The organism is Paenibacillus sp. XY044 (assembly GCF_002257645.1).
Taxonomy (GTDB): domain Bacteria; phylum Bacillota; class Bacilli; order Paenibacillales; family Paenibacillaceae; genus Paenibacillus_AQ.
Genome location: NZ_NQMO01000014.1, coordinates 1 through 20,431 on the forward strand (window position 1 = coordinate 1; position 20,431 = coordinate 20,431).

Below are 20,431 nucleotides of genomic sequence, written 5' to 3' on the forward strand. Positions count from 1 at the left end.
AAGACCCCTTGTAGACGACGAGGTAGATAGGTTGGAGGTGGAAGTGCAGCAATGCATGGAGCTGACCAATACTAATCGGTCGAGGGCTTATCCAAAAAGAAACCCACCAAAGTGAAGAATAGCGCTGAAGCTGATTCCGAGTACTTTGGCGGGGACCCGATAATTCTTAAAGCGCAGATTCGTTTCGTATCTAGTTTTCAGGTGATCAAACCACTTGAACGTTTGGTGGCGATAGCGGAGGGGTTCCACGCGTACCCATCCCGAACACGACCGTTAAGCCCTCCAGCGCCGATGGTACTTGGACCGAAGGGTCCTGGGAGAGTAGGACGTTGCCAAGCGGTATATTCCCTGATAGCTCAGTTGGTAGAGCACTCGACTGTTAATCGAGTTGTCACAGGTTCGAGTCCTGTTCGGGGAGCCATTTGCTCTCATAGCTCAGTAGGTAGAGTGCATCCATGGTAAGGATGAGGTCACCGGTTCGATCCCGGTTGAGAGCTCCATAGTTTGTGGCCCGTTGGTCAAGGGGTTAAGACACCTCCCTTTCACGGAGGTAACATGGGTTCGAATCCCATACGGGTCACTTTATTGTTTTGTTCCACATAAGGTTCGTCGGAAGTACTTTCGTTGGGACAAGCTTCGCCGTCTTCATACGAAGAGTAATATCCGTACGGGTCATCGTGTGCTTTTAAGGAATACATAGTTTGCATGGAGGCTTAGCTCAGCTGGGAGAGCATCTGCCTTACAAGCAGAGGGTCGGGGGTTCGATCCCCTCAGCCTCCACCATTTATGATATGAAATACTTGAAATTGGGCAGACTATAGTTATTCGTGACTTTGGGGATTAGCCAAGCGGTAAGGCAACGGACTTTGACTCCGTCATGCATAGGTTCGAATCCTATATCCCCAGCCAGTGAGAGCCATTAGCTCAGTTGGTAGAGCACCTGACTTTTAATCAGGGTGTCGAAGGTTCGAGTCCTTCATGGCTCACCAGTTTTATTTTCAGAATTTGCGCGTGTGGCGGAATTGGCAGACGCACTAGACTTAGGATCTAGCGTCTTTGACGTGGGGGTTCAAGTCCCTCCACGCGCACCACTTTGTTTGATGCGGACGTGGCTCAGCGGTAGAGCATCGCCTTGCCAAGGCGAGGGTCGCGGGTTCGATTCCCGTCGTCCGCTCCATATGCGCCCTTAGCTCAGCTGGATAGAGCGTTTGACTACGAATCAAAAGGTCAGGAGTTCGAATCTCTTAGGGCGCGCCATTTAACTGTTTTACAATAGATATCGGGATGTAGCTCAGCTTGGTAGAGCACCTGGTTTGGGACCAGGGGGTCGCATGTTCAAATCGTGTCATCCCGATACGCATGCACGGCTTCGTGTAGGCCATGATTTATTCAAGGCTTGCACGAAGAATCTGCGGGTGTAGTTCAATGGTAGAACTTCAGCCTTCCAAGCTGATAGCGTGGGTTCGATTCCCATCACCCGCTCCATATTAAAAAAGACAACGCCGAAAGGCGTTTTTTTGTTTAGTGCGGTTGTGTGGGAGAGAACCCACGCAGCGTGGGTGCGACCTTCCGTGCAGGCTTCTGTGAAGGAACCCGCTCAGGACGCGCGTCAACATCTACCTCTGAAGCGAGCCAAAGGCTCGTATTTTAATTGAGATGTTGAGTATTCCCATCACCCGCTCCATATTCAAAAAGACAACGCCGAAAGGCGTTTTTTTTGTTTTGGAGCGGTAGGATTAGGTTCGAGATAGAAACTCGTGCTGCGCAGTTTCGACCAAGCATGGGTTCATACTCGAATGAGTGTGGATACGATGCCTTGGCTCGCTTTAGAACGGTTCGCTTGTTTTGCCTAATTGCCCGTTAAACCGCCTTGTATGCCCCCTGCCTTTTTTAATGGGAATATTAATAAAAACACACGTTTCGTTCATTATAAACCTTATCAGGCCTGACTAAGCTGATTTAAAACTAACCATTAATGTGCCTGCCAGGGCTCTTTAGATGTCCTTACTGGATTGAAGTAATGACATTATATATAAATGACATTATATATAGCAGGATTAATGAGCTGGTTTAATTGAAATGGTGCAGATGAGGCATTCCGGTGAAATGAAGTCAGATTCAAATGTTAATGGGATGATTTGTTTAATTCATTAACTTTATAGGTAAATAGTGGAGGGGGCCTCGTGGCGTTGCATAAATAAACCCTATGCGGTATTTTATTAAGCTGATAAGTACCGTCGTATCCATAACTTCTGTTAAATCATATGTCAGGACTTAGGCATGACTGAATGAAAATACATATTTTACATCGTGTTTTTACCCGAAAATCTGCGCTTTATTTAATAAAAGTGCAGATTTTCGATGTGATTTATTGTATGATGTTAAGAAAGTATGAACAAAGAGACAGCAATACAGACGGGATAGAGACGGGAGGAGTAGCATGACTGAACTTACGGTAACCGCAAACAAAAGCAATTCAAACAACTTGCTGCGGCGTGACGTGCGATTCTTGGGGAACATACTCGGGGAAGTACTTGTCCATCAAGGGGGCAATGAACTCTTAGATATCGTTGAGAAGATCCGTGAAACAAGCAAATCTTTACGTTCTGTTTTTTTGCCTGAATTGTATGAAGAATTCAAGAAGATGGTTGAAACCCTGGAACCGGATATCCGCCATCAGGTGATTCGCGCTTTCGCGATTTACTTCCAACTTGTGAATATCGCCGAGCAAAATCACCGGATCCGCAGAAAACGGGACTATGAGCGTTCAGCGGGTGAAGGCGCTCAGCCCGATTCGATCGAAATGGCTATTAAGGAACTCAAAGAGCGGAACTTTACGGTCGAGGAAGTTCAGGACATTATTGAAAGCCTGTCCTTGGAACTGGTCATGACCGCCCATCCAACTGAGGCGATGCGCAGAGCGATCCTGGAGATTCATAAACGGATTTCCGAAGATGTCATGCTGTTGGACAATCCGACTCTTACGTTCCGCGAGCGCGAACAGCTTCGGGAGAAGCTGTTGAACGAAGTCATTACGCTGTGGCAGACGGATGAGCTGAGAGCCCGTAAACCTACGGTACTGGATGAGGTCCGTAACGGAATGTACTACTTCCACGAGACGTTGTTCCACGTCCTGCCTGACGTCTATCAGGAATTGGAGCGCTGCTTGACCAAGTATTATCCGGGACACCTCTGGCACGTGCCTACGTACCTTAAATTCGGATCCTGGATCGGCGGCGACCGGGACGGCAACCCATCCGTAACGGCTGAAATCACATCGCAGACGCTTCGCATGCAGCGCAAGCTGGCTATTCGGGAATATCAGCGCATTTTAATAGAATATATGCAGTATTTAAGCTTTAGCACTTCCATTGTAGAAGTTTCCAAGGAGCTGCAGGATTCCATTGAACGGGACCGTGTAAATGTAACCGTTACAAAACGGGATATCTGGAACAATGAGAAGGAACCATACCGTATCAAGCTGGTTTATATGATGGAGAAAATATCTAACGTCCTGGACGAAAGTAAAAAAGGGACTACGGAATCCTACGCTACGCCGGCAGAGTTGATCGAAGACCTGAGTATTATTGACCGCAGCCTTCGTTTCCATTTTGCGGATTATGTAGCGGATACTTATGTCAAGAAGCTGATTCGCCAGGTTGAACTGTTCGGCTTCCACACGGCCGCGCTGGATATCCGTCAGCACAGCCAGGAACATGAGAATGCCATGAAAGAAGTCCTGGAGAAGAGCAATATTACGCCGGACTATGCAGCACTTTCCGAAGAGGAGAAGATCGAGCTGCTCACCAGGCTGCTGAGCGAACCGAGACCGATCACTTCGGTATACCAGGACTACAGCGCAAGCACCAAAGAGTGTCTGGATGTATTCCGGGTCGTAAAGGAAGCGCAGCAGGAATATGGCAAGGGATGCATTACCAGCTATCTGATCAGTATGGCTGAGGGAGCCAGTGACATTATGGAAGTCATGGTCTTCGCCAAGGAAGTCGGGCTGTTCCGGGTAAATCCGGACGGCACCGTAGAATGTACATTGCAGGCGGTTCCGTTGTTCGAGACCATAGAGGACCTGCACGCCGCTCCGGAAATTATGAGACGGCTTTTCAAACTGCCGATTTATCGTCAGAGTATTACGGCCCGGAACGATCTTCAGGAAATCATGCTGGGTTACTCCGACAGTAATAAGGATGGCGGCGCCGTTACAGCGAACTGGGAACTGCGGGTCGCTCTGAAAGAGCTGACGGCTGTGGCAGGCGAGTTCGACATCAAGCTGAAGTTTTTCCACGGACGCGGCGGAGCGTTGGGACGCGGCGGCATGCCGTTGAACCGCAGCATTTTGGCGCAGCCGGCTTCGACGATCGGCGGAGGAATCAAGATCACTGAACAGGGTGAGGTCATTTCTTCACGCTATTCGCTGAAAGGGATTGCTTACCGCAGCTTGGAACAGGCGACATCGGCGCTGGTGACGGCAGCGATTAACGCTCGTACGCCGGAAAAGGATGACGTGAATGAAGCGAAATGGGATGAGATCGTTCGCGAGATGTCCGAGGTTTCCCGGAACAAGTACCAGGACCTGATCTTCCGTGATCCGGATTTCCTGTCGTTCTTCAAGGAATCCACGCCGCTTCCGGAAGTGGGAGAGCTTAACATCGGTTCGCGCCCTTCCAAACGGAAGAATACGGATCGTTTTGAAGATCTGCGCGCAATTCCGTGGGTGTTCTCGTGGACCCAAAGCCGGTACCTGCTTCCTGCATGGTACGCCGCGGGCACGGGTCTTCAAAGCTTTTATCAGAACAAGGAAGAGAATCTGAAGGTAATGCAGGAGATGTACGAGAAGTTCTCCTTCTTCACTTCGTTGGTCGATTCCCTTCAAATGGCGATCGCTAAGGCGGATATGGTCATTGCAAAGGAATACTCCGGTATGGCCCGCAACGATGAAGCACGCCGCCGCATCTTTGGACTGATTGAGGAAGAGTTTAAGCTGACGTCAGAACTGATTTTGAAAATTACAGGACAAAAAGAAATTCTGGATAATGTGCCTGTCATTCAGGAATCGATTCGCCTCCGTAACCCTTATGTGGATCCGCTCAGCTATTTGCAGGTACAGCTGCTCAGCGAGCTCCGCGGACTGCGCGAACAGGATGAGGATAATGCTGAACTGCTCCGTGAAGTTCTTCTCACGATCAACGGCATTGCCTCGGGACTCCGGAATACAGGCTGATGATACGATTACTTCAATAAACATCCTTGAAGCCAGAATAGGAAAGCTCAGCGCCTGAATCCCAGGTGCTGCGGCTTTCCTATTGTTCTGTTATACGGGCTTGTCTTGCTTTTTAGAGAGACATCATTTACGATTTGAATGGAAAATAAATTGTTGTCGTACCCATCAGCAAGTCTGGGGGAATCTTGATGGAAAATATAGAAAACCGGCTGACGAAACTGGCTCTGAAAGGGGACCAACGGGCGTTTGCCGAAATTGTGGAGCTGTACAAGGACAAGATTTATCATCTGGCTTACAGGATGCTGAACAACCGTCATGAAGCGGAAGACGTCGTTCAGGAGACTTTCTTGCGCGTATATAAAAATCTGGACCGGTATGACCAGAATCAGAAATTCTCCACCTGGATCTATCGGATCGGAACCAATTTATGCATCGACCGGTTGAGGAAAAGGAAACCGACCTATTCCCTGGATGCTGAGATGAACGACCAGGAAGGCATGGACGGGTATTCGATGATACCGAGCGATAACCGGACGCCTGAGAGTGAGACGCTGATCTCCGAAACGCAGCAGATCATTTACGATGCGATTGAAAGCCTGCCGGCGAAATATAAGTCGGTCATGGTCCTAAGGTATTTGCAGGATTTATCCTTGCAGGAAATCAGTGATGTGCTGGGGATGCCCGTAACCACGATTAAAACAAGGGTGCATCGGGGCCGTGAATTTTTGCGCAAAAAATTAGAGCCCAAATTATAGAAAACGGATCGCAGTTTTGAAACTTCTTCAGAACCTGTACGTATTACAAATGAAACTGACCTATGCCCCTGAAGCGGGAAGATTGAATACATTCATATTAATGAAAGGATTGGCTCAGAATGGATTGCAATTTAGCCGTCTCTTTAATGCATGATTATTTAGATGACGACTTGTCCAAGGAGCAGCAGTTGGAGCTTAAGACCCATATGCTGTCCTGCCCTGACTGTCGGATGCAGTTTAAAGAGCTGGAACAGACGGATATGCTGATGTTCTCGCTGACGCACCATACGCCGTCTGCACCTCTTGAGCTGACTGAGCGGATCATGAATTCTCTCCCGAAGCAGAAGAAGCAGCAGCTATGGCTTACATGGGTCAAGAGACATCCGGCCATTACAGCCGCGGCTATATTTGTCTTGGTGATGCTGTTTAGCACTGTGAGCTTCTGGGATCAGGATACCCAACTAGTGGTCAAGGGCAGTGATCTGGATCAAGTTGTCATTGAAGGGAACACGGTCATTGTGCCTGAAGGCAAGAGCATAGCAGGCAATTTGACGGTAGAAAATGGAAAGACTCAGATCTATGGTGACGTTCAAGGGAATTTAACGGTCATCGATGGGTCGCTGTACCAAGCCTCAACCGCCCATATTTCGGGTCAGGTGAAGAGCATTGATCAGGCGATGGACTGGATATGGTATAAAATCACAAACATGTTCTCTGATGTCGCCTATCGTTAGTAAATCTTGATATTTGTGGATATTGGCGCCTCTTTGGGACAAAGCAGGCGTCTTTTTTGTTGGCAATAATTATAAATGGTTCCAATTTGAAACCGCGGCCGCTTGCAACCTGAAGGTGTACGTTATAACCTAGGTAATATAGGGGAAATTAAATGACATAGAGACCCATCATCATAAAGGGGAGTACGGGGGCCTAAGTATGAGTTATTTTGCGGATTTAACATGGAAAGAGTCCATTAAAGATATCATTGACATCGCCATCGTTACATATATCATTTATCAGGTCATTTTGCTTGTCAGGGGAACCCGGGCTGTTCAGCTGTTGAAAGGGATTTTGGTCCTGGTCATCATCTGGGCGCTCAGTACATGGTTTGATCTGTACACCCTCAAATGGCTTATGAATCAGATATTTAACTTTGGCATTTTGGCGATCTTTATCATCTTCCAGCCTGAACTTCGACGGGCGCTGGAGCAGTTGGGGCGTGGCAAACTGTTTGGCCGCTCCTCGGCGGAAGATGAACAGCTCAATAAGCTGATCGGCGAAGTCATTAAAGCCGTGAATTATTTGGCGCGCAGAAAGATCGGAGCGCTAATCGTATTTGAACGAGAAACAGGTCTCAATGAATATACGGAGTCCGGGATTCCCATGCAGTCCATGGTGAGCTCCCAGCTTCTCATTAACATTTTTATACCGAATACACCACTTCATGACGGGGCCGTGATTATTCAAAATCAGCAGATCGCCGCTGCCGCCTGCTATTTGCCGCTGTCCGAGAATCCTTTTATCAGCAAGGAGCTGGGCACACGGCACCGGGCGGCGATCGGAATCAGTGAAGTAGGGGATGCGGTGTCCATCGTCGTATCGGAGGAAACCGGACAAATATCGCTGGCCATTAACGGTCAGGTCGTTCGTGATATTAAGGAAGAGTCCTTAATATCGAAACTGTATGAAGAGCTTCGTCCAAATTCCTCTGCGAAAGAAAAACGTCCTGTTTTCTGGAAGCGGAAGGGGACTGATAATCATGAATAAGTGGATCAATAACAACAATATTTCGAAAGTGCTGGCGCTTGCCGTAAGTATTTTGCTCTGGAGCATGGTTCATTTGAACGATGTTACGCCTACGCCTACCGCTAAAATTGATTCACGGATCATCGATAATGTGAAGGTACAGGCTTTTGGACTGGATGAGAAGAAGTACATCCTGAGCGCCATGGACACGGATCAGGTCCAGCTCGAGGTCAAAGGGAAAAAGTCGGACCTGCTCTCGATGTACTCGGAAGATTATAAAGTGAGGCTGGACCTGAGCAACGCGAAGGTAGGAACCAGCACGCTTCCGCTCAGCGTCGACGTGCCTTCGGGCGTAGAGGTGGTTAGTGTCCAACCGTCGTCCGTGACCGTCAATATTGAGAAGAGGGATACGTCTTCCTTCCCGGTATCGATCGTGACGAGCGGGCAGCCGGCTACCGGCTATCAGATGGGGAGCATTACTATGGAACCGTCTACGGTCTCCGTTACGCTGCCTGAAAGCGATCTGAAAAGGGTGGACAAGATTCAAGGATCAGTATCGATTGACGGCGAAGATGCAACGATTAAGGAGAAGCGGGTCAAGTTAACCGCTCTGGACAAGCAGGGGAAGGAAATTGAGGGGGCGGTGATTGAACCGTCATCCATCTCGGTGGTCGTACCGATCACGCCGCCGTACAAAGAGGTTCCGATCGAATTGCATTATACCGGTCAACTGCCTGACGGACTCGTTATTTCCAAGGCTCAGCCGAGCGTGACCACCGTGAAGCTGTACGGTTCTCAAGAAGCGCTTGCGGGAATAAAGTCCTATAATGACGTCGATGTAGATTTGGGGCAGATCAAGGATGCGGGAACAATGGTACTTCCTGTGGACTTGACGCCGCCGCAGGGTTTTGAGAAAATCGAGCCGAGCTCTATGGAGGTTGAAATCACTACCGTGTCCAACTCCCAACGGGTGATTGACGACATTCCGATTACGATCAGCGGAGCCGGTTCTGACGTGCAGGCCGCGATCAAGAGCCCGGCAAGCGGCACCATGTCGCTCAAGCTGAGCGGTGCCCCTGGACTGCTGAACAGCCTGACGAAGGATGACATTCAGCTCATCGCCAGCGTCGGTAACCTGAAGCCCGGTACGCATCAGGTGAACCTGCAGGTGGTGCTTCCACGTTATGTATCGCGGGTGGATCAGGGCACTGCGCTTACGGCTACCATAGAGATCAAGGATAATGCTGCGACAACGTCGACCCAGCCGGACTCGAAGCCGCATGACAACAGCAAGGGAACAACAGACAACGGCACAACAGATAACGGCACCAAAGGATCAGGCGGGAATACAGGGTCCGAGACGGATCCGAACGTGGATGAGACAGACAACAATGGAGCGGCTAACGACACCACGCCGCCGGAGGGGCAGGAGCCACAGACAGATACCGGCTCACCCTGATATGAACGAACACATATAGTAACTAGAGATGCACTCAAAAAGGAGATCAATTATGGGGAAATATTTTGGAACTGATGGAGTACGCGGTGTTGCCAATAAGGAACTGACGGCCGAAATGGCTTACAGCATTGGACGCTGCGGCGGTTACGTGTTGACCGGGGACGTGGAGAAACCTACGGTTGTTATTGGAATGGATACCCGGATTTCGGGAGTCATGTTGGAATCGGCACTGGTAGCGGGACTGCTGTCCATCGGAGCGCATGTCATCCGCGTAGGCGTCGTATCCACGCCAGCTGTGGCGTATATTACTCGGTTGTTAAAGGCAGATGCCGGCGTCATGATTTCGGCTTCCCACAATCCCGTGGAAGATAACGGCATTAAGTTTTTCGGCGGGGATGGCTTCAAGCTGTCCGACGAGACCGAACTGAAAATCGAAGAGCTGATGGACGCAGCCGAAGACACGCTTCCGCGTCCGATTGGCAAGGATTTGGGCAATGTCATTGTCGATAATGAATCGAAATATAAATATTTGGAATATTTGAAAACGACGATTTCCAACAGCTTCGACGGACTGAAGATCGTACTGGATTGCGCCAACGGCGCGGCTTACGAGCTGGCTCCCAAGCTGTTTGAGGAGCTTGGCGCAGAGGTGGTCACGATCGGCACCGAGCCGAACGGCTTGAACATCAACGATCTCTGCGGATCCACCCATCCGGAAAAGCTGAAAGAAGAAGTGCTGAATGCCAAAGCCGACCTGGGTCTTGCCTTTGATGGCGACGCGGATCGTTTGATCGCGATTGACGACCAGGGCGAGGAAGTGGACGGCGATTTCATCCTCTGCATTTGCGGCGACGCCATGAACAAGCAAGGCAAGCTGAACAACGGCACGATCGTCTCGACCGTCATGAGCAACATCGGTTTTTATAAGGCGACCGAGAAGCTGGCGCTGAAAACGGCTAAAACGGCTGTCGGCGACCGCTACGTCATGGAGGAAATGCGTAAAGGCGGTTATAACCTGGGCGGAGAGCAGTCCGGACATGTCATTTTCTTGGACTACAATACGACCGGTGACGGCATTCTGACCGCGATTCAGCTGGTGGATACGATCCAGGCCGCTGGTAAAAAGCTGAGCGAGCTGAGAACGATGATGCGCAAGTACCCTCAGGTGCTGGTGAACGTACGGGTAGAAGACAAGAGCAAGTATGAAGGCAATGCATCCATTAAGGATGCCATTCAAGCGGTTGAGGGGATCCTTGGGGATAACGGCCGGGTGTTGGTTCGTCCTTCGGGCACGGAATCGCTGATTCGTGTCATGGCTGAAGGTCCTAATAAGGAGGACCTGGATCAGTACGTCTCCCAAATCGCCGATGTCGTGAAACGGGAACTAGTGTAACAGGTAAATGTTGGTTTTTCCTATAAATTAAAGCATAAATGCCATAGGCCGGTGAGACTAGAATTGCGGTTTCATCGGCTTTTTTACAGGGTATATAACGGGGACTCCGATTTGGGGCTATCAGCCCGATTGCAAAACGGAGATGACATGAATATAATTAGTAAATGTCATTACGATACAGAAAGCGAGGGTCGTGAGGTTAGTAATAAAAGCGCCAGAACTTGGGCTTGCGCGGGGAAGAATCTGAAGGAGTACGACGCTTCGGATTCACGGCAGCATCAAGTTGACGAGGTGGAGGTGTTCGGATTGTTCGGCGGGGACCTCCCGGTGATACACCACAGCCGTAAACTCGAAACGGAAAATGAATGGGCGACTGTTCACACAACGTTTGAGTGGGTGTTAGAAAATAGTGATCATTTTCATGAGTGTGCGGGCAAGCGCATAAGAGATGCGGCGTTGCTAGGATGTACATTCGTGAAGGCACCTTGTATAACTGAATACAATGTTTGTTTTCCTGTACATTCTGAGCCATGCCGCACCTTTATGCTCCCGTACTCTTCTAAAACCCAATTCGAAGAAGTGAACGGAGGATATTAACTATGTGTGGTATTGTCGGATATATTGGTAAAAAGGATACGCAAGCGGTATTGATCGAAGGTCTGAAGAAGCTGGAGTACCGCGGGTACGATTCTGCAGGTATTGCCGTGTTCACCAACCAGGGATTGCAAATCGCTAAGGCTCAAGGCCGTTTGGCTAATCTGGAGTCCAAGCTGGAAGGAACGCCGCTGGTCGGAAGTGCCGGCATCGGGCATACACGCTGGGCTACCCATGGCAAGCCATCGGACGTGAACTCTCATCCGCATACGGACAACAGTCATAAATTTTCGGTCGTGCATAACGGCATTGTCGAAAATTATCTGGAGCTGAAGGATGAGCTGATCAGCCAGGGACATCATTTCGTGTCGGAAACCGATACGGAAGTTATTTCCCACCTGGTTGCCCGTGAATACGATGGCGATATCGTCAAAGCGGTCCAGAAGGCCATTGGTTATATGCGCGGCGCCTTTGCCCTCGGGGTATTGACCGAGTACGAACCGGATAAACTCGTGGCAGTGCGTCAAGCAAGCCCGCTGATTATCGGGATTGGCGAAGGAGAGAACTTCATCGGATCGGACATTCCGGCAATTCTTCAATATACGCGTAACGTATATATTTTGAATGATGGTGAGATGGCCGTATTGACGCAGGATTCTGTCGAATTGATGACCATTGAGGGGAATTTTATTTCTCGGGAAATGATTCATGTCGACTGGGATGCGGTGACTGCGGAAAAAGGCGGCTTTGAGCATTTCATGCTGAAAGAGATCCATGAGCAGCCGAAAGCTTATCGCGACACGATGCGCGGACGGATTGACGAGTCGGGTAAGAAGGTGGTTCTGCCGGATCTGAAGCTGACGGCCGATCAAATCAAAAATATCCGCAACATTCAAATCGTGGCCTGCGGTACGGCATACCATGCAGGTCTCGTGGGACGCAGCGCGATTGAATCGCTGGTACGTATTCCGGTAGAGACGGATGTAGCTTCGGAATATCGTTACCGGTCTCCAATCGTGACGCCGGAAACGCTGGTCATCGTAGTCAGTCAATCCGGTGAAACAGCGGATACACTCGCTGCAATGCGTGAAGCCAAAGCGAACGGTGCACACGTATTGGCCATCACCAACGTGGTAGGCAGCTCGATCGCCCGTGACGCCGACGACGTCATCGTTACACTGGCTGGTCCGGAAATTGCCGTAGCGTCCACCAAGGCGTATACGTCGCAGCTGATCGCTTTCTATCTGTTTGCCCTGTACCTCGCTGAGGTTCGCGGCACGCAGACGCCGGACGCGATGGCTCAAATCGTAGCCGCCATGCAGGCATTGCCTGAGCAGGTGGAAAGCATGCTGGATAAGCCGGATGCCATTAAAGTATACGCAGAGCATATTTCCAAGCATGAGCACTTATTCTTTATCGGTCGCGGACTGGATTACGCGGTAGCGCAAGAAGGTTCGCTGAAATTGAAAGAAATCTCTTATATTCACTCCGAAGCGTACGCAGCGGGTGAACTGAAGCACGGTACGCTGGCGCTGATCGAGGAAGGCATTCCGGTTATTGCCCTGGCAACCCAGGAAGCCGTTCTGGAGAAAACGGTCAGCAACATCAAGGAAGTGAACGCACGCGGCGCGGACATCATGGCGATTACCCATGAAGAAAATGTCGCAGGTTTGCTGAAGTCGGTAGACCAGGCGTTTGCGATTCCGAAGACGCTGCCGCTGCTGACGCCGGCTCTGTCGGTTGTGCCGCTGCAGCTGCTGTCCTACTACGCATCGCTTGCCAGAGGCAACGACGTCGACAAGCCGCGGAATTTGGCGAAAAGCGTAACGGTGGAGTAAGGGGAGTAAAGGAATTGTCGACGACTGAATGCGTTAAATTTAGTATGTAACTGAAAAATTAAAACTGTAACTGATAAAAAAAGTATGTAACTGAAACTTCTTAATCAACATACAAATGAGCTCAGATTAGTCTGAGCTCATTTTTTGTTTAATCAAGAAAATCAGGGGTCTTAATAAGATTAAAAACAAATTCCGTGTTGGAGAGGCCGTTCTCAGGGCTTAAATTGCCTTTCAACAGCCTTTTGTCGCTTTCCAAGGAAAATATATATCTCCGATACAAAGGGTCCTCGTAAGAGCCATGGAATGGGGTAACGGCCAATCTAAGTATCTTATAGTACCTTTGAGGTCCGTAAAGCACCTTTGGCAACTTACGTAAGGGCCTAAGAAAAAGAGAAGGGATAATAAGTGAAGGTTTCTTATGATTTTTATTATCACTATTGAATAGTAATTAGTACTCGTTCTCTTTGTGCATTCCAAGATGAGATTCTAGAAATCAAAAGTAAAAAAGAAACCAAGAGCAGGAATTTGCTCTTGGTTTCTTTTAGCACATTCGCGCGTACTTTCTTCAACGAGATGCATCAACTTACAGGTTTCTAGATGATTAACTTTTCTTATGAAAAACTCATTCACTGAACCATCCCCCTGGATACATTTGCGTATTAGGCTTTACTGTGAAGGGTAACTAGGTAACCGTCTGGGTCGGCAAATGTAAAGGTTCGCCCGAATGGTCCATCTATTGGTGCGGATGTAATCTTTACGCCTCCTGCAATAAGCTTGTCGTGGATTTCTTGCGTATCAGGGGCATGAAGCCACAGAGCGACACCAAGTCCAGGCTGATTACCTGAACCGAGTTCTATTCCTGGCATTAGGTCACGAAGAGCAAATGCAATAGGCTTTGTTTCAAAGACCACAGCATGAGGTGGTCCCGCCTGTGAGCGGACCAGTCCGAGATAGTTTTGATAGAATTCCGTAGAGCCTTCAAGGTTGCTCACTTGAAGTGAAATGAAGTCGGGTCCAATTACTGACATTTAATGTTCTCCTTTGTATATGGGGTTGTTTATGTTATTAATATAAGTCGTAATACTGACATCGGGAATGTTTCAACTTTTCTTCCTTGGGCAACACCTCCTTTATGGGAATTAATACCAATTACACGGAGGTTTAAACGTTCTCCTGACATGAGTCAAAAACAATCGCAGATAGATTTGGATACCTCTCTTGGGTACCTTTTCAAGGAAACCGCCATTACACTACGTATGTCAATAGAAGCTGTTTTGCGACCACACGGCTTGACCTTAACGCATTATTCGTGTCTGGAGCCTTTCGGAGCTCTCTAACTCATAACTCGCTCGAGGGTCATTCGCCACACGGCAGTCTAGTTATCCAACTGCTTATAGGAGATCCCTTGTACAAGTTGACTTAGGGCTTCGTTCGTTGGCGTTAATGGCCGGCCAAGCAACTTATCGAAATCGTTGCTTTCCACCTCAAAAGCTCTTCCCCGAATACCATGCTGAATCCCTACAAGAATCGGAATAACGAAGTCCGGTATGCCAGCCTTTTTCATGATCTCGGCATAGGTGGCATCATCTACTTGCTGGACGAGAACCTCCTTGCCCAAAACGATTCCAAGTGCGGACGCGAGTTCTTCCTGCGCCAGCAGTTTTCCGGACAACTCATAGATTGTATTCTCATGTCCGTCGCCGGCAAGTACGGCCGCCGCCGCTTCTGCATATTCTTGCTGAAGGGCCCCGCCTACCTTGCCGGATCCCGCAGATGTAACCCAAGGCGCTCCAGCCAGCACAGCTTGAATGCTTGCCGTCTCATTCTCCAAATACCAGTTATTACGCAGGAACGAGTAAGGAATGCCGGATTCCAGAATCGCCTTCTCCGTCGCCTGATGACTTGCTGCAAGGGATATCTTGCTTTCCATTGCATTCGGTGCACTTGTATAAGCGATGAATCCAACTTTCGCCCGTGCAGCGGCTTCAACTGCATTCGTATGTTGACGAGTTCTCGTTTCATTGTCCCCATCCGTTGAAATGATCAATAACCGGTCAATCCCTGCAAATGCCGCTTCCAGCGTTTCTGGGCGGTCAAAGTCCCCATACCGAACATCTACGCCGCGAGCGCGAAGGCTTTCCGCTTTCTCAGGTTTGCCGACACTTACAGCGAGTTGACTCGCAGGAACGGTTTTCAATAGCGCATCCAATACTTTTGACCCTAGTTTGCCAGTAGCGCCAGTAACTAAAATTTTCGATCTTGATTCCTCCATAATAATTGTAATGTTTCTTGTTATAACACAAATAGTTATAACAGGAGATATAATAAAAGCTCAAATTCGAGCTTTTACTTATTTGAAGTATACAAAAACGCTACTGACACCGTTATGTCAGTAGCGCTTTAACGTTTTTTTCAGTTCGTTTCTAACCCGATGTCGGAAGGATTCCGGCTCCAGCACAACCACTTCGCCTCCCCAGCCGAGCACCCAATGCAGCAATTCCTCAGGCTGCCGAACACGTAAGGTCACCAGCAACCCTTCCGTATGATCCTCTATGGTTTTTATATAGAAGTTGTTCGATTCCCTTACCTTATCGGCAATGTCAGGTTGGACCCAGATGCGCACAAGGACGTCGCGATCGTCTGGAGGCTGGTATACATCTAGAAGGAAATCTGCTGGCAACATAAATGTATCTTCCAGCTCGAAAAGCTCCGACATAAATCATAAGGATGAACATCGTCCAAACTTTAGAAATCATATATCTGGACAAGTCGAGCAGGATTACGCGGCGGAAAATTGAGGTGCGCGGGATTCGGGATGTCTGGATTCGGCCCAAGTGTTTGAGCACCGAAAAGCCCCGTGTATTTCTGCCTACCAGCATTCTGCCCTGGCAACCTGCAAGGGAGGAATGCAGTATGCTTGACGATACCCAGTTTAAGTTGCATTTTCAGATACACTTTAGCCGTAGTTTATGAGAGATGTACTAAAACGACTGAGCGACCGGAGATCAATAATGACCGCTCACTCTGGCATTGCAAAGAAAACCTTGAGAAATCAAGGTTTCTGATTACTTTTAATTGAGGTTAACATTTATGAACCACGCAGAATTTTCCGTTAATCACTGAGTCTTATCAGTGACACTACTCGACCTACTAGCAAGATCCTCCACCCCCGTTAAAACCTCAACCATAATGCCTGCTCCTAGACGGAATCCATATTTGAAAATCGAGGATAGCTCCATGCCGTGTGTCTGAGCGTTTAGGTCTAACAATGCTTCTAATTGTTGGAACTCCTCTTCTGTAAGTCGTTTCTTCCAAGTCTCTATGATTTCAGATGTTTGTTGACATAATTCAGAGTATTGCGGGTCACTTGGTATTACGTTTTCATTCGGATGCAAATGGCCATGATATAGCTTTTCTAAAAGACTCTTCATTCCCTCATCCCCTTTATGCAAATTATATCATGAAGTATTATTATTTTGTAGAGTATACTACGTGGATTTGAATGTTCGGACAACTAGATAATTAACCTAAAAGAGGTATGGCCTTGAAATCAGAAGAAATCTTTGGGCAAGTGTTAAAGACTATTCGGAAGAGAAACAAGATGAGTCAAGAGAAGTTAGCCTTCCAAAGCAATCTTGACCGGACTTACATATCGATGCTGGAACGCGGGATTCATCAGCCTACCCTGAACTCATTGCTAGCGCTTGCTGAGGCGTTGAATATGAAGGCTTCGGAATTGGTTAGGCTTGTGGAGGAAGAGATTGCTGGAGCCAAGTGAATATAAAACACAAAAATGACTGTTGCAGATTTCTGCACAGTCATTTTTGGTTTTTATCCATTCAATATTAACTCTATAATTTGATAAGTTATTTCAGAAACTTTAATTCCCCCATTTGGATTGAAGTGAATTGATATCGTACGATTAAGGGCCGATTGCCTGAATTCTTTGCTTCATTACCGAATTAGCTGAACTTGACAGATTAGCGTGATCTAACAGCAGGGCAAAAGAATCTCAAATTCCGTGCCTTGCCCAATTTTCGATTGGACCTTGATTTCGCCGCCGTGTGCTTCGACGATGGTTTTGGCGATGCTCATTCCGAGTCCGGAGCCGTCTGTTGATTCCTCGGTATTGGTTCCGCGGTAATATCGATTGAACAAATGATACAGTGTCTCCTCATCCATCCCGTTCCCATTATCGAGTACCCGTATGCAAGCTTGGCCGTTGACTCGGATAAGATTGACGGTAATGGTTGTGCCTGGCGGATTATGCTTGACCGCATTGGACAGCAAATTGTCCATCAGCCGCTGTAACCAGGTTACATCTCCCTGTATCAACAGGGAATCCTCATCCCCGGTGTAGTGAAACAGATACTCAGACATGGTGGCATCGTTGACGTACTTCAACACGGAGCAGCGTACCAACTCTGCCAGATCGATGTCCCGGCGGACCATGATGGAATCGCTCTGCTTGAGCTGATGGATTAGAGAGAAGTCGGAGATCAGCTCAAGCATATAATCCCCTTTTTCCCGGATGGTCGCACCCATGATCCGCATTTCCTCTTGGCTCCATTGCTCAGGCAGCTTCTCCAGCATATATCCGTAGCCTTGAATCGTGGCCAGAGGTGTGCGCAGATCATGGGAGATCCCTGACATCCACTCCGCCTGCTCCTTCTCGAGCCTCTTGCGGTCCCTCTCGATTTGAGCCAATTGATGAGTCATTTGATAGAAGGCTTGAATGACTTCCTGATATAGCCTGTTGCGGGTTCGCATAGTGCCATTGCGGCGGAATACCTTGCGTTTGTCCTTGGCGGTCAGCACCTCGTCGTACTGCCCTTGGCCCATCCGTTCGAACCAGCCTGCGAACAGAATCAGAGGCCGCCCATAGCGGTAGCCATGCCAGATGGAGATCGACAGAGCGAGGATCAGGATCAGTACCGCAATCCAGATGAGTCTCGGCGTTGCGTTTTCCAATACAGGATGCTTCAGAGGGAGTCCGGCTGCATGGGGCGTATAGACGATCCAGGTCATTCCGCTCGGCTCGTCCCGGTGGGCCACAATACCCGCGTCATAGTTGTCTGGAGACTGCTGGATGGCCAGAATATCCAATGGCCGATATGCCTTTTGTACATAGGTTTGATCGCCAATGCCTTGTACGGTGTTACTCTCAGGGTCGATCACTTGCAGATAACTGCCAGTCTCTCGAAGCTGCTGTTCCAAGAGGGGAACCGCTTCACTTCTTACCATGCCCTGCTGTCCGTAAGCATTGAACCACGCCGCGAGCTGGTCAAGGTCAGGAGTTGGATAGCCGAGTACATATAGAAGCGGGTCCTGGAACGAGAAATTCAGTTGCGTTTGCACAGCATAAGACCCCAGTCTCCGTGTCTCCTGGATATCGAGCAATTGAGCGGTGGAGTAGGAGGCAGGCAGTGCGGGGTAGGGAGTTGTATTAATGCTGTAGACTATGTCTCCTTCCGCACTAACCACCTGCAGCCACATCTCTTTCTCTTTGATAAGCTTGTTCCACTGGGAGAAGATGTGAATTTTTCCGTCTTTGTACTGGGCTTCTTGGGCAATCTGTTGCAGGACGCCAACCGGAAAGTTCCGGCGTATCTCATTACTGGTCATGTTCTGAAAGAACAGGATGCAGGTAACCAAAGCAATGGTCACAATTGCCAGAGCATAGAAAATCAACTGATACGTGAAGTGGAAAGCCATACGTTGCTGGATTTTCATCGCTCCTCCGGCTCCTTCACCAGCTTGTAGCCAAGTCCGCGTACCGTAAGCAGCAGCTTTGGATTGCCGGGATCGAGTTCAATCCTCTCCCGTATGCGGCGAATATGCACCATCACGGTCGAATCATCGCCCTGTCCGTTGATCCCCCAGACATTGTCGTAGAGCTGGGTTTTGGAGAATACGATTCCGGGATGTCTGCAGAAGTGCAGTAATAGCTGGAAAACCTGTGCAGGGCAAGGAACGGGCTGTCCCTCTACGGTCAGCTCGCCCTCCGCCTCGTTGATGGTAAAGCGGCCGAACCGGTAAATTCCCGCATCGGGATGCTTCGCAGAACCGGACGCCAGGGCTTCCGGCTCCAACCGGCGTATGCGCGCTTGAATTCTTGCGGCTACCTCCAGGGGGTTGAAGGGCTTGGTGATATAATCATCCCCACCCATGGCGAAGCCTTTTAGAATATCGAGATCGGACGCCTTGGCTGTCAGGAACAGTATATACGGGTTCCCGTATTCGCGGATCTTGGAGCAGAGCTCCAGTCCGCTGCCGTCGGGAAGCATAATGTCAAGCAGAACAATATCGGGGACCACGCGTTGCACTAGGCTGAGAGCTTCGGTACAAGTGGAAGCCCCGTACAGTTGATGAAAACCTTCCCGGCGAAGCACCATTTGCAGCATGGTGATCATCGAAGGTTCGTCGTCAACGATAGCGATTTTAATAGCGGATAGATTTGGCATTTTCTCACCCTTTTTCAAAATAGCATATTTATCTTAACAGAACCTAAACAGCGGGGACAAAATTAAGCAAAAATTCATCGGTTCGTTTAAGTTCCGTTCCAGCGGGGTTGGTAGGATAGGTCTGAGCAGCACATTCGAGCTTCGATGAGAGGAGTAGGAGGAAAAGGATGGTTGCATTCAATCTATTAAAGCGGAGGTTAATAGCATGAGTAAAAAATGGTCACTACCGGGAGGCTGGCAATGAGCAGTCCATCCATGTCTGAAATACCTCAAACCCGGCCCGGCTGGCCGGAGATCCTAACTGCACTGTTCCTCTATATGGTTGGCGTTGTTATCCTTGGTGTCTGGATGCTTCAACTTCCTGATGAGCAAGCCATCTTGCGGATTAATATCGGAGGTGCGGGCAATGGTCTGATTGGCTTCCTGGCTTTGTTTGCAGCCTACGCCTTGCGGATTCGCAATTTACGTGCTTTCGGGTTTCGGATGACTGAACGGAAATGGTTGCTGGTGGCGGTCGTAATCGGCATTGCCGCGTTCGGGGGATGCTTTGTTATTGAAGGAATCTATTACCACTTTATTACCGAGATCAACACCCAGGCGGACTTCCAGACGGCAGCGCAAGGCGGTCCGCTCTCGCTCTTCATTCTGATTATCACCGGGGCCATCCTCACGCCACTCAGCGAGGAGTTTGTATTCCGCGGCGTAATTGCCAATGCACTGAACCGATATGGAGCATGGGCCGGGGTGGTCGGCAGCGCTGCAATCTTCGGCGTGATTCATGGATTCACCGTTATCCTGTTAGACGCATTCATGGTCGGCATCCTGGTGGGATACCTGTTCCGCAAGACAGGCTCCATCTGGCCGGGAGTCGTGGTGCATATCGTGTATAACGGCCTCAATCTTCTCTATTATTCTACGCTGTAGACGGAGGAGGAATGGCTTAGGGGGA

15 protein-coding genes, 11 tRNA genes and 2 rRNA genes are annotated in these 20,431 nt (G+C 49.0%); 22 read left to right on the forward strand and 6 right to left on the reverse strand.

Annotated features, from left to right (window positions below):
- The 20 genes from CJP46_RS32980 to glmS all read left to right on the forward strand — a co-directional run.
- A 23S ribosomal RNA gene (locus tag CJP46_RS32980) occupies positions 1–95 on the forward strand; the annotation flags it as partial.
- Positions 96–221: 126 nt separating this feature from the next.
- Positions 222–338: ribosomal RNA gene (gene rrf / locus CJP46_RS32985) — 5S ribosomal RNA — on the forward strand.
- 7 nt (positions 339–345) lie between these two features.
- A tRNA-Asn gene (locus tag CJP46_RS32990) sits at positions 346–421 on the forward strand.
- Between the two features lie 3 nt (positions 422–424).
- Positions 425–500: transfer RNA gene (locus CJP46_RS32995), tRNA-Thr, on the forward strand.
- 8 nt (positions 501–508) lie between these two features.
- Positions 509–580 (forward strand) — tRNA-Glu (locus CJP46_RS33000).
- Positions 581–707: 127 nt separating this feature from the next.
- Positions 708–783 (forward strand) — tRNA-Val (locus tag CJP46_RS33005).
- Between the two features lie 51 nt (positions 784–834).
- Positions 835–909: transfer RNA gene (locus CJP46_RS33010), tRNA-Gln, on the forward strand.
- A gap of 4 nt (positions 910–913) precedes the next feature.
- Positions 914–989 (forward strand) — tRNA-Lys (locus tag CJP46_RS33015).
- 18 nt (positions 990–1,007) lie between these two features.
- A tRNA-Leu gene (locus tag CJP46_RS33020) sits at positions 1,008–1,091 on the forward strand.
- A gap of 11 nt (positions 1,092–1,102) precedes the next feature.
- Positions 1,103–1,177 (forward strand) — tRNA-Gly (locus CJP46_RS33025).
- Between the two features lie 3 nt (positions 1,178–1,180).
- A tRNA-Arg gene (locus tag CJP46_RS33030) sits at positions 1,181–1,257 on the forward strand.
- A 23-nt stretch (positions 1,258–1,280) separates the two neighbouring features.
- Positions 1,281–1,354, forward strand: a tRNA-Pro gene (locus tag CJP46_RS33035).
- Between the two features lie 57 nt (positions 1,355–1,411).
- Positions 1,412–1,485, forward strand: a tRNA-Gly gene (locus tag CJP46_RS33040).
- Between the two features lie 955 nt (positions 1,486–2,440).
- Positions 2,441–5,236, forward strand: a complete 2,796-nt coding sequence (gene ppc / locus CJP46_RS33045; RefSeq protein WP_094599874.1) for a phosphoenolpyruvate carboxylase — start codon at positions 2,441–2,443, stop codon at positions 5,234–5,236.
- Between the two features lie 188 nt (positions 5,237–5,424).
- The gene (gene sigW, locus CJP46_RS33050) at positions 5,425–5,991 is read left to right on the forward strand and encodes an RNA polymerase sigma factor SigW (RefSeq protein ID WP_094599875.1); all 567 of its coding nucleotides are present in this window, start codon (positions 5,425–5,427) and stop codon (positions 5,989–5,991) included.
- A 119-nt stretch (positions 5,992–6,110) separates the two neighbouring features.
- A complete protein-coding gene (locus CJP46_RS33055; protein ID WP_094599876.1) occupies positions 6,111–6,725 on the forward strand; it encodes a zf-HC2 domain-containing protein in 615 nt (204 codons plus the stop codon).
- A 199-nt stretch (positions 6,726–6,924) separates the two neighbouring features.
- Positions 6,925–7,755: a diadenylate cyclase CdaA gene (cdaA, locus tag CJP46_RS33060; protein ID WP_094599877.1), complete on the forward strand. Its 831-nt coding sequence runs from the start codon at positions 6,925–6,927 to the stop codon at positions 7,753–7,755.
- On the forward strand, positions 7,748–9,193 hold the full coding sequence (locus CJP46_RS33065) for a CdaR family protein (RefSeq protein WP_179281433.1): 1,446 nt from the start codon (positions 7,748–7,750) through the stop codon (positions 9,191–9,193). Before cdaA ends, CJP46_RS33065 begins: the two co-directional genes overlap by 8 nt.
- 52 nt (positions 9,194–9,245) lie before the next feature.
- On the forward strand, positions 9,246–10,586 hold the full coding sequence (gene glmM / locus CJP46_RS33070) for a phosphoglucosamine mutase (protein WP_094599879.1): 1,341 nt from the start codon (positions 9,246–9,248) through the stop codon (positions 10,584–10,586).
- Positions 10,587–11,185: 599 nt separating this feature from the next.
- The gene (glmS, locus tag CJP46_RS33080) at positions 11,186–13,018 is read left to right on the forward strand and encodes a glutamine--fructose-6-phosphate transaminase (isomerizing) (protein ID WP_094599881.1); all 1,833 of its coding nucleotides are present in this window, start codon (positions 11,186–11,188) and stop codon (positions 13,016–13,018) included.
- A 659-nt stretch (positions 13,019–13,677) separates the two neighbouring features.
- Here the strand turns inward: glmS and CJP46_RS33085 are convergent.
- The 4 genes from CJP46_RS33085 to CJP46_RS33110 form a co-directional block, all read right to left on the reverse strand.
- Complete coding sequence (locus CJP46_RS33085) at positions 13,678–14,046, reverse strand: VOC family protein (protein WP_094599882.1); 369 nt, start codon at positions 14,044–14,046, stop codon at positions 13,678–13,680.
- A gap of 347 nt (positions 14,047–14,393) precedes the next feature.
- Complete coding sequence (locus tag CJP46_RS33095) at positions 14,394–15,290, reverse strand: SDR family oxidoreductase (RefSeq protein WP_094599883.1); 897 nt, start codon at positions 15,288–15,290, stop codon at positions 14,394–14,396.
- Positions 15,291–15,407: 117 nt separating this feature from the next.
- Positions 15,408–15,701, reverse strand: a complete 294-nt coding sequence (locus CJP46_RS33100; RefSeq protein ID WP_483874444.1) for a helix-turn-helix transcriptional regulator — start codon at positions 15,699–15,701, stop codon at positions 15,408–15,410.
- A 433-nt stretch (positions 15,702–16,134) separates the two neighbouring features.
- On the reverse strand, positions 16,135–16,449 hold the full coding sequence (locus CJP46_RS33110) for a DUF6809 family protein (RefSeq protein ID WP_094599885.1): 315 nt from the start codon (positions 16,447–16,449) through the stop codon (positions 16,135–16,137).
- Positions 16,450–16,562: 113 nt separating this feature from the next.
- On the opposite strand from CJP46_RS33110, the gene CJP46_RS33115 reads away from it, so the two are divergent.
- Positions 16,563–16,796: a helix-turn-helix domain-containing protein gene (locus CJP46_RS33115; RefSeq protein ID WP_094599886.1), complete on the forward strand. Its 234-nt coding sequence runs from the start codon at positions 16,563–16,565 to the stop codon at positions 16,794–16,796.
- Between the two features lie 212 nt (positions 16,797–17,008).
- Here CJP46_RS33115 and CJP46_RS33120 read toward each other — a convergent pair whose 3' ends face one another.
- Positions 17,009–18,751, reverse strand: a complete 1,743-nt coding sequence (locus CJP46_RS33120; RefSeq protein WP_094599887.1) for a HAMP domain-containing sensor histidine kinase — start codon at positions 18,749–18,751, stop codon at positions 17,009–17,011.
- On the reverse strand, positions 18,748–19,482 hold the full coding sequence (locus CJP46_RS33125) for a response regulator transcription factor (protein WP_094599888.1): 735 nt from the start codon (positions 19,480–19,482) through the stop codon (positions 18,748–18,750). Before CJP46_RS33125 ends, CJP46_RS33120 begins: the two co-directional genes overlap by 4 nt.
- A 240-nt stretch (positions 19,483–19,722) precedes the next feature.
- On the opposite strand from CJP46_RS33125, the gene CJP46_RS33130 reads away from it, so the two are divergent.
- On the forward strand, positions 19,723–20,406 hold the full coding sequence (locus tag CJP46_RS33130; RefSeq protein ID WP_094599889.1) for a CPBP family intramembrane glutamic endopeptidase: 684 nt from the start codon (positions 19,723–19,725) through the stop codon (positions 20,404–20,406).
- Positions 20,407–20,431 lie beyond the last annotated feature (25 nt).

What these genes read in the sequence shown, in the direction of transcription:
- glmS (WP_094599881.1), top strand. Translation starts at nt 11,186, where the DNA reads ATGTGTGGTATTGTCGGATATATTGGTAAAAAGGATACGCAAGCGGTA.
- CJP46_RS33100 (WP_483874444.1), bottom strand. Translation starts at nt 15,701, where the DNA reads ATGTTGCCAGCAGATTTCCTTCTAGATGTATACCAGCCTCCAGACGAT.
- CJP46_RS33120 (WP_094599887.1), bottom strand. Translation starts at nt 18,751, where the DNA reads ATGAAAATCCAGCAACGTATGGCTTTCCACTTCACGTATCAGTTGATT.
- ppc (WP_094599874.1), top strand. Translation starts at nt 2,441, where the DNA reads ATGACTGAACTTACGGTAACCGCAAACAAAAGCAATTCAAACAACTTG.
- cdaA (WP_094599877.1), top strand. Translation starts at nt 6,925, where the DNA reads ATGAGTTATTTTGCGGATTTAACATGGAAAGAGTCCATTAAAGATATC.
- CJP46_RS33130 (WP_094599889.1), top strand. Translation starts at nt 19,723, where the DNA reads ATGAGCAGTCCATCCATGTCTGAAATACCTCAAACCCGGCCCGGCTGG.
- CJP46_RS33065 (WP_179281433.1), top strand. Translation starts at nt 7,748, where the DNA reads ATGAATAAGTGGATCAATAACAACAATATTTCGAAAGTGCTGGCGCTT.
- sigW (WP_094599875.1), top strand. Translation starts at nt 5,425, where the DNA reads ATGGAAAATATAGAAAACCGGCTGACGAAACTGGCTCTGAAAGGGGAC.
- CJP46_RS33095 (WP_094599883.1), bottom strand. Translation starts at nt 15,290, where the DNA reads ATGGAGGAATCAAGATCGAAAATTTTAGTTACTGGCGCTACTGGCAAA.
- CJP46_RS33085 (WP_094599882.1), bottom strand. Translation starts at nt 14,046, where the DNA reads ATGTCAGTAATTGGACCCGACTTCATTTCACTTCAAGTGAGCAACCTT.
- CJP46_RS33055 (WP_094599876.1), top strand. Translation starts at nt 6,111, where the DNA reads ATGGATTGCAATTTAGCCGTCTCTTTAATGCATGATTATTTAGATGAC.
- CJP46_RS33110 (WP_094599885.1), bottom strand. Translation starts at nt 16,449, where the DNA reads ATGAAGAGTCTTTTAGAAAAGCTATATCATGGCCATTTGCATCCGAAT.
- CJP46_RS33125 (WP_094599888.1), bottom strand. Translation starts at nt 19,482, where the DNA reads ATGCCAAATCTATCCGCTATTAAAATCGCTATCGTTGACGACGAACCT.
- glmM (WP_094599879.1), top strand. Translation starts at nt 9,246, where the DNA reads ATGGGGAAATATTTTGGAACTGATGGAGTACGCGGTGTTGCCAATAAG.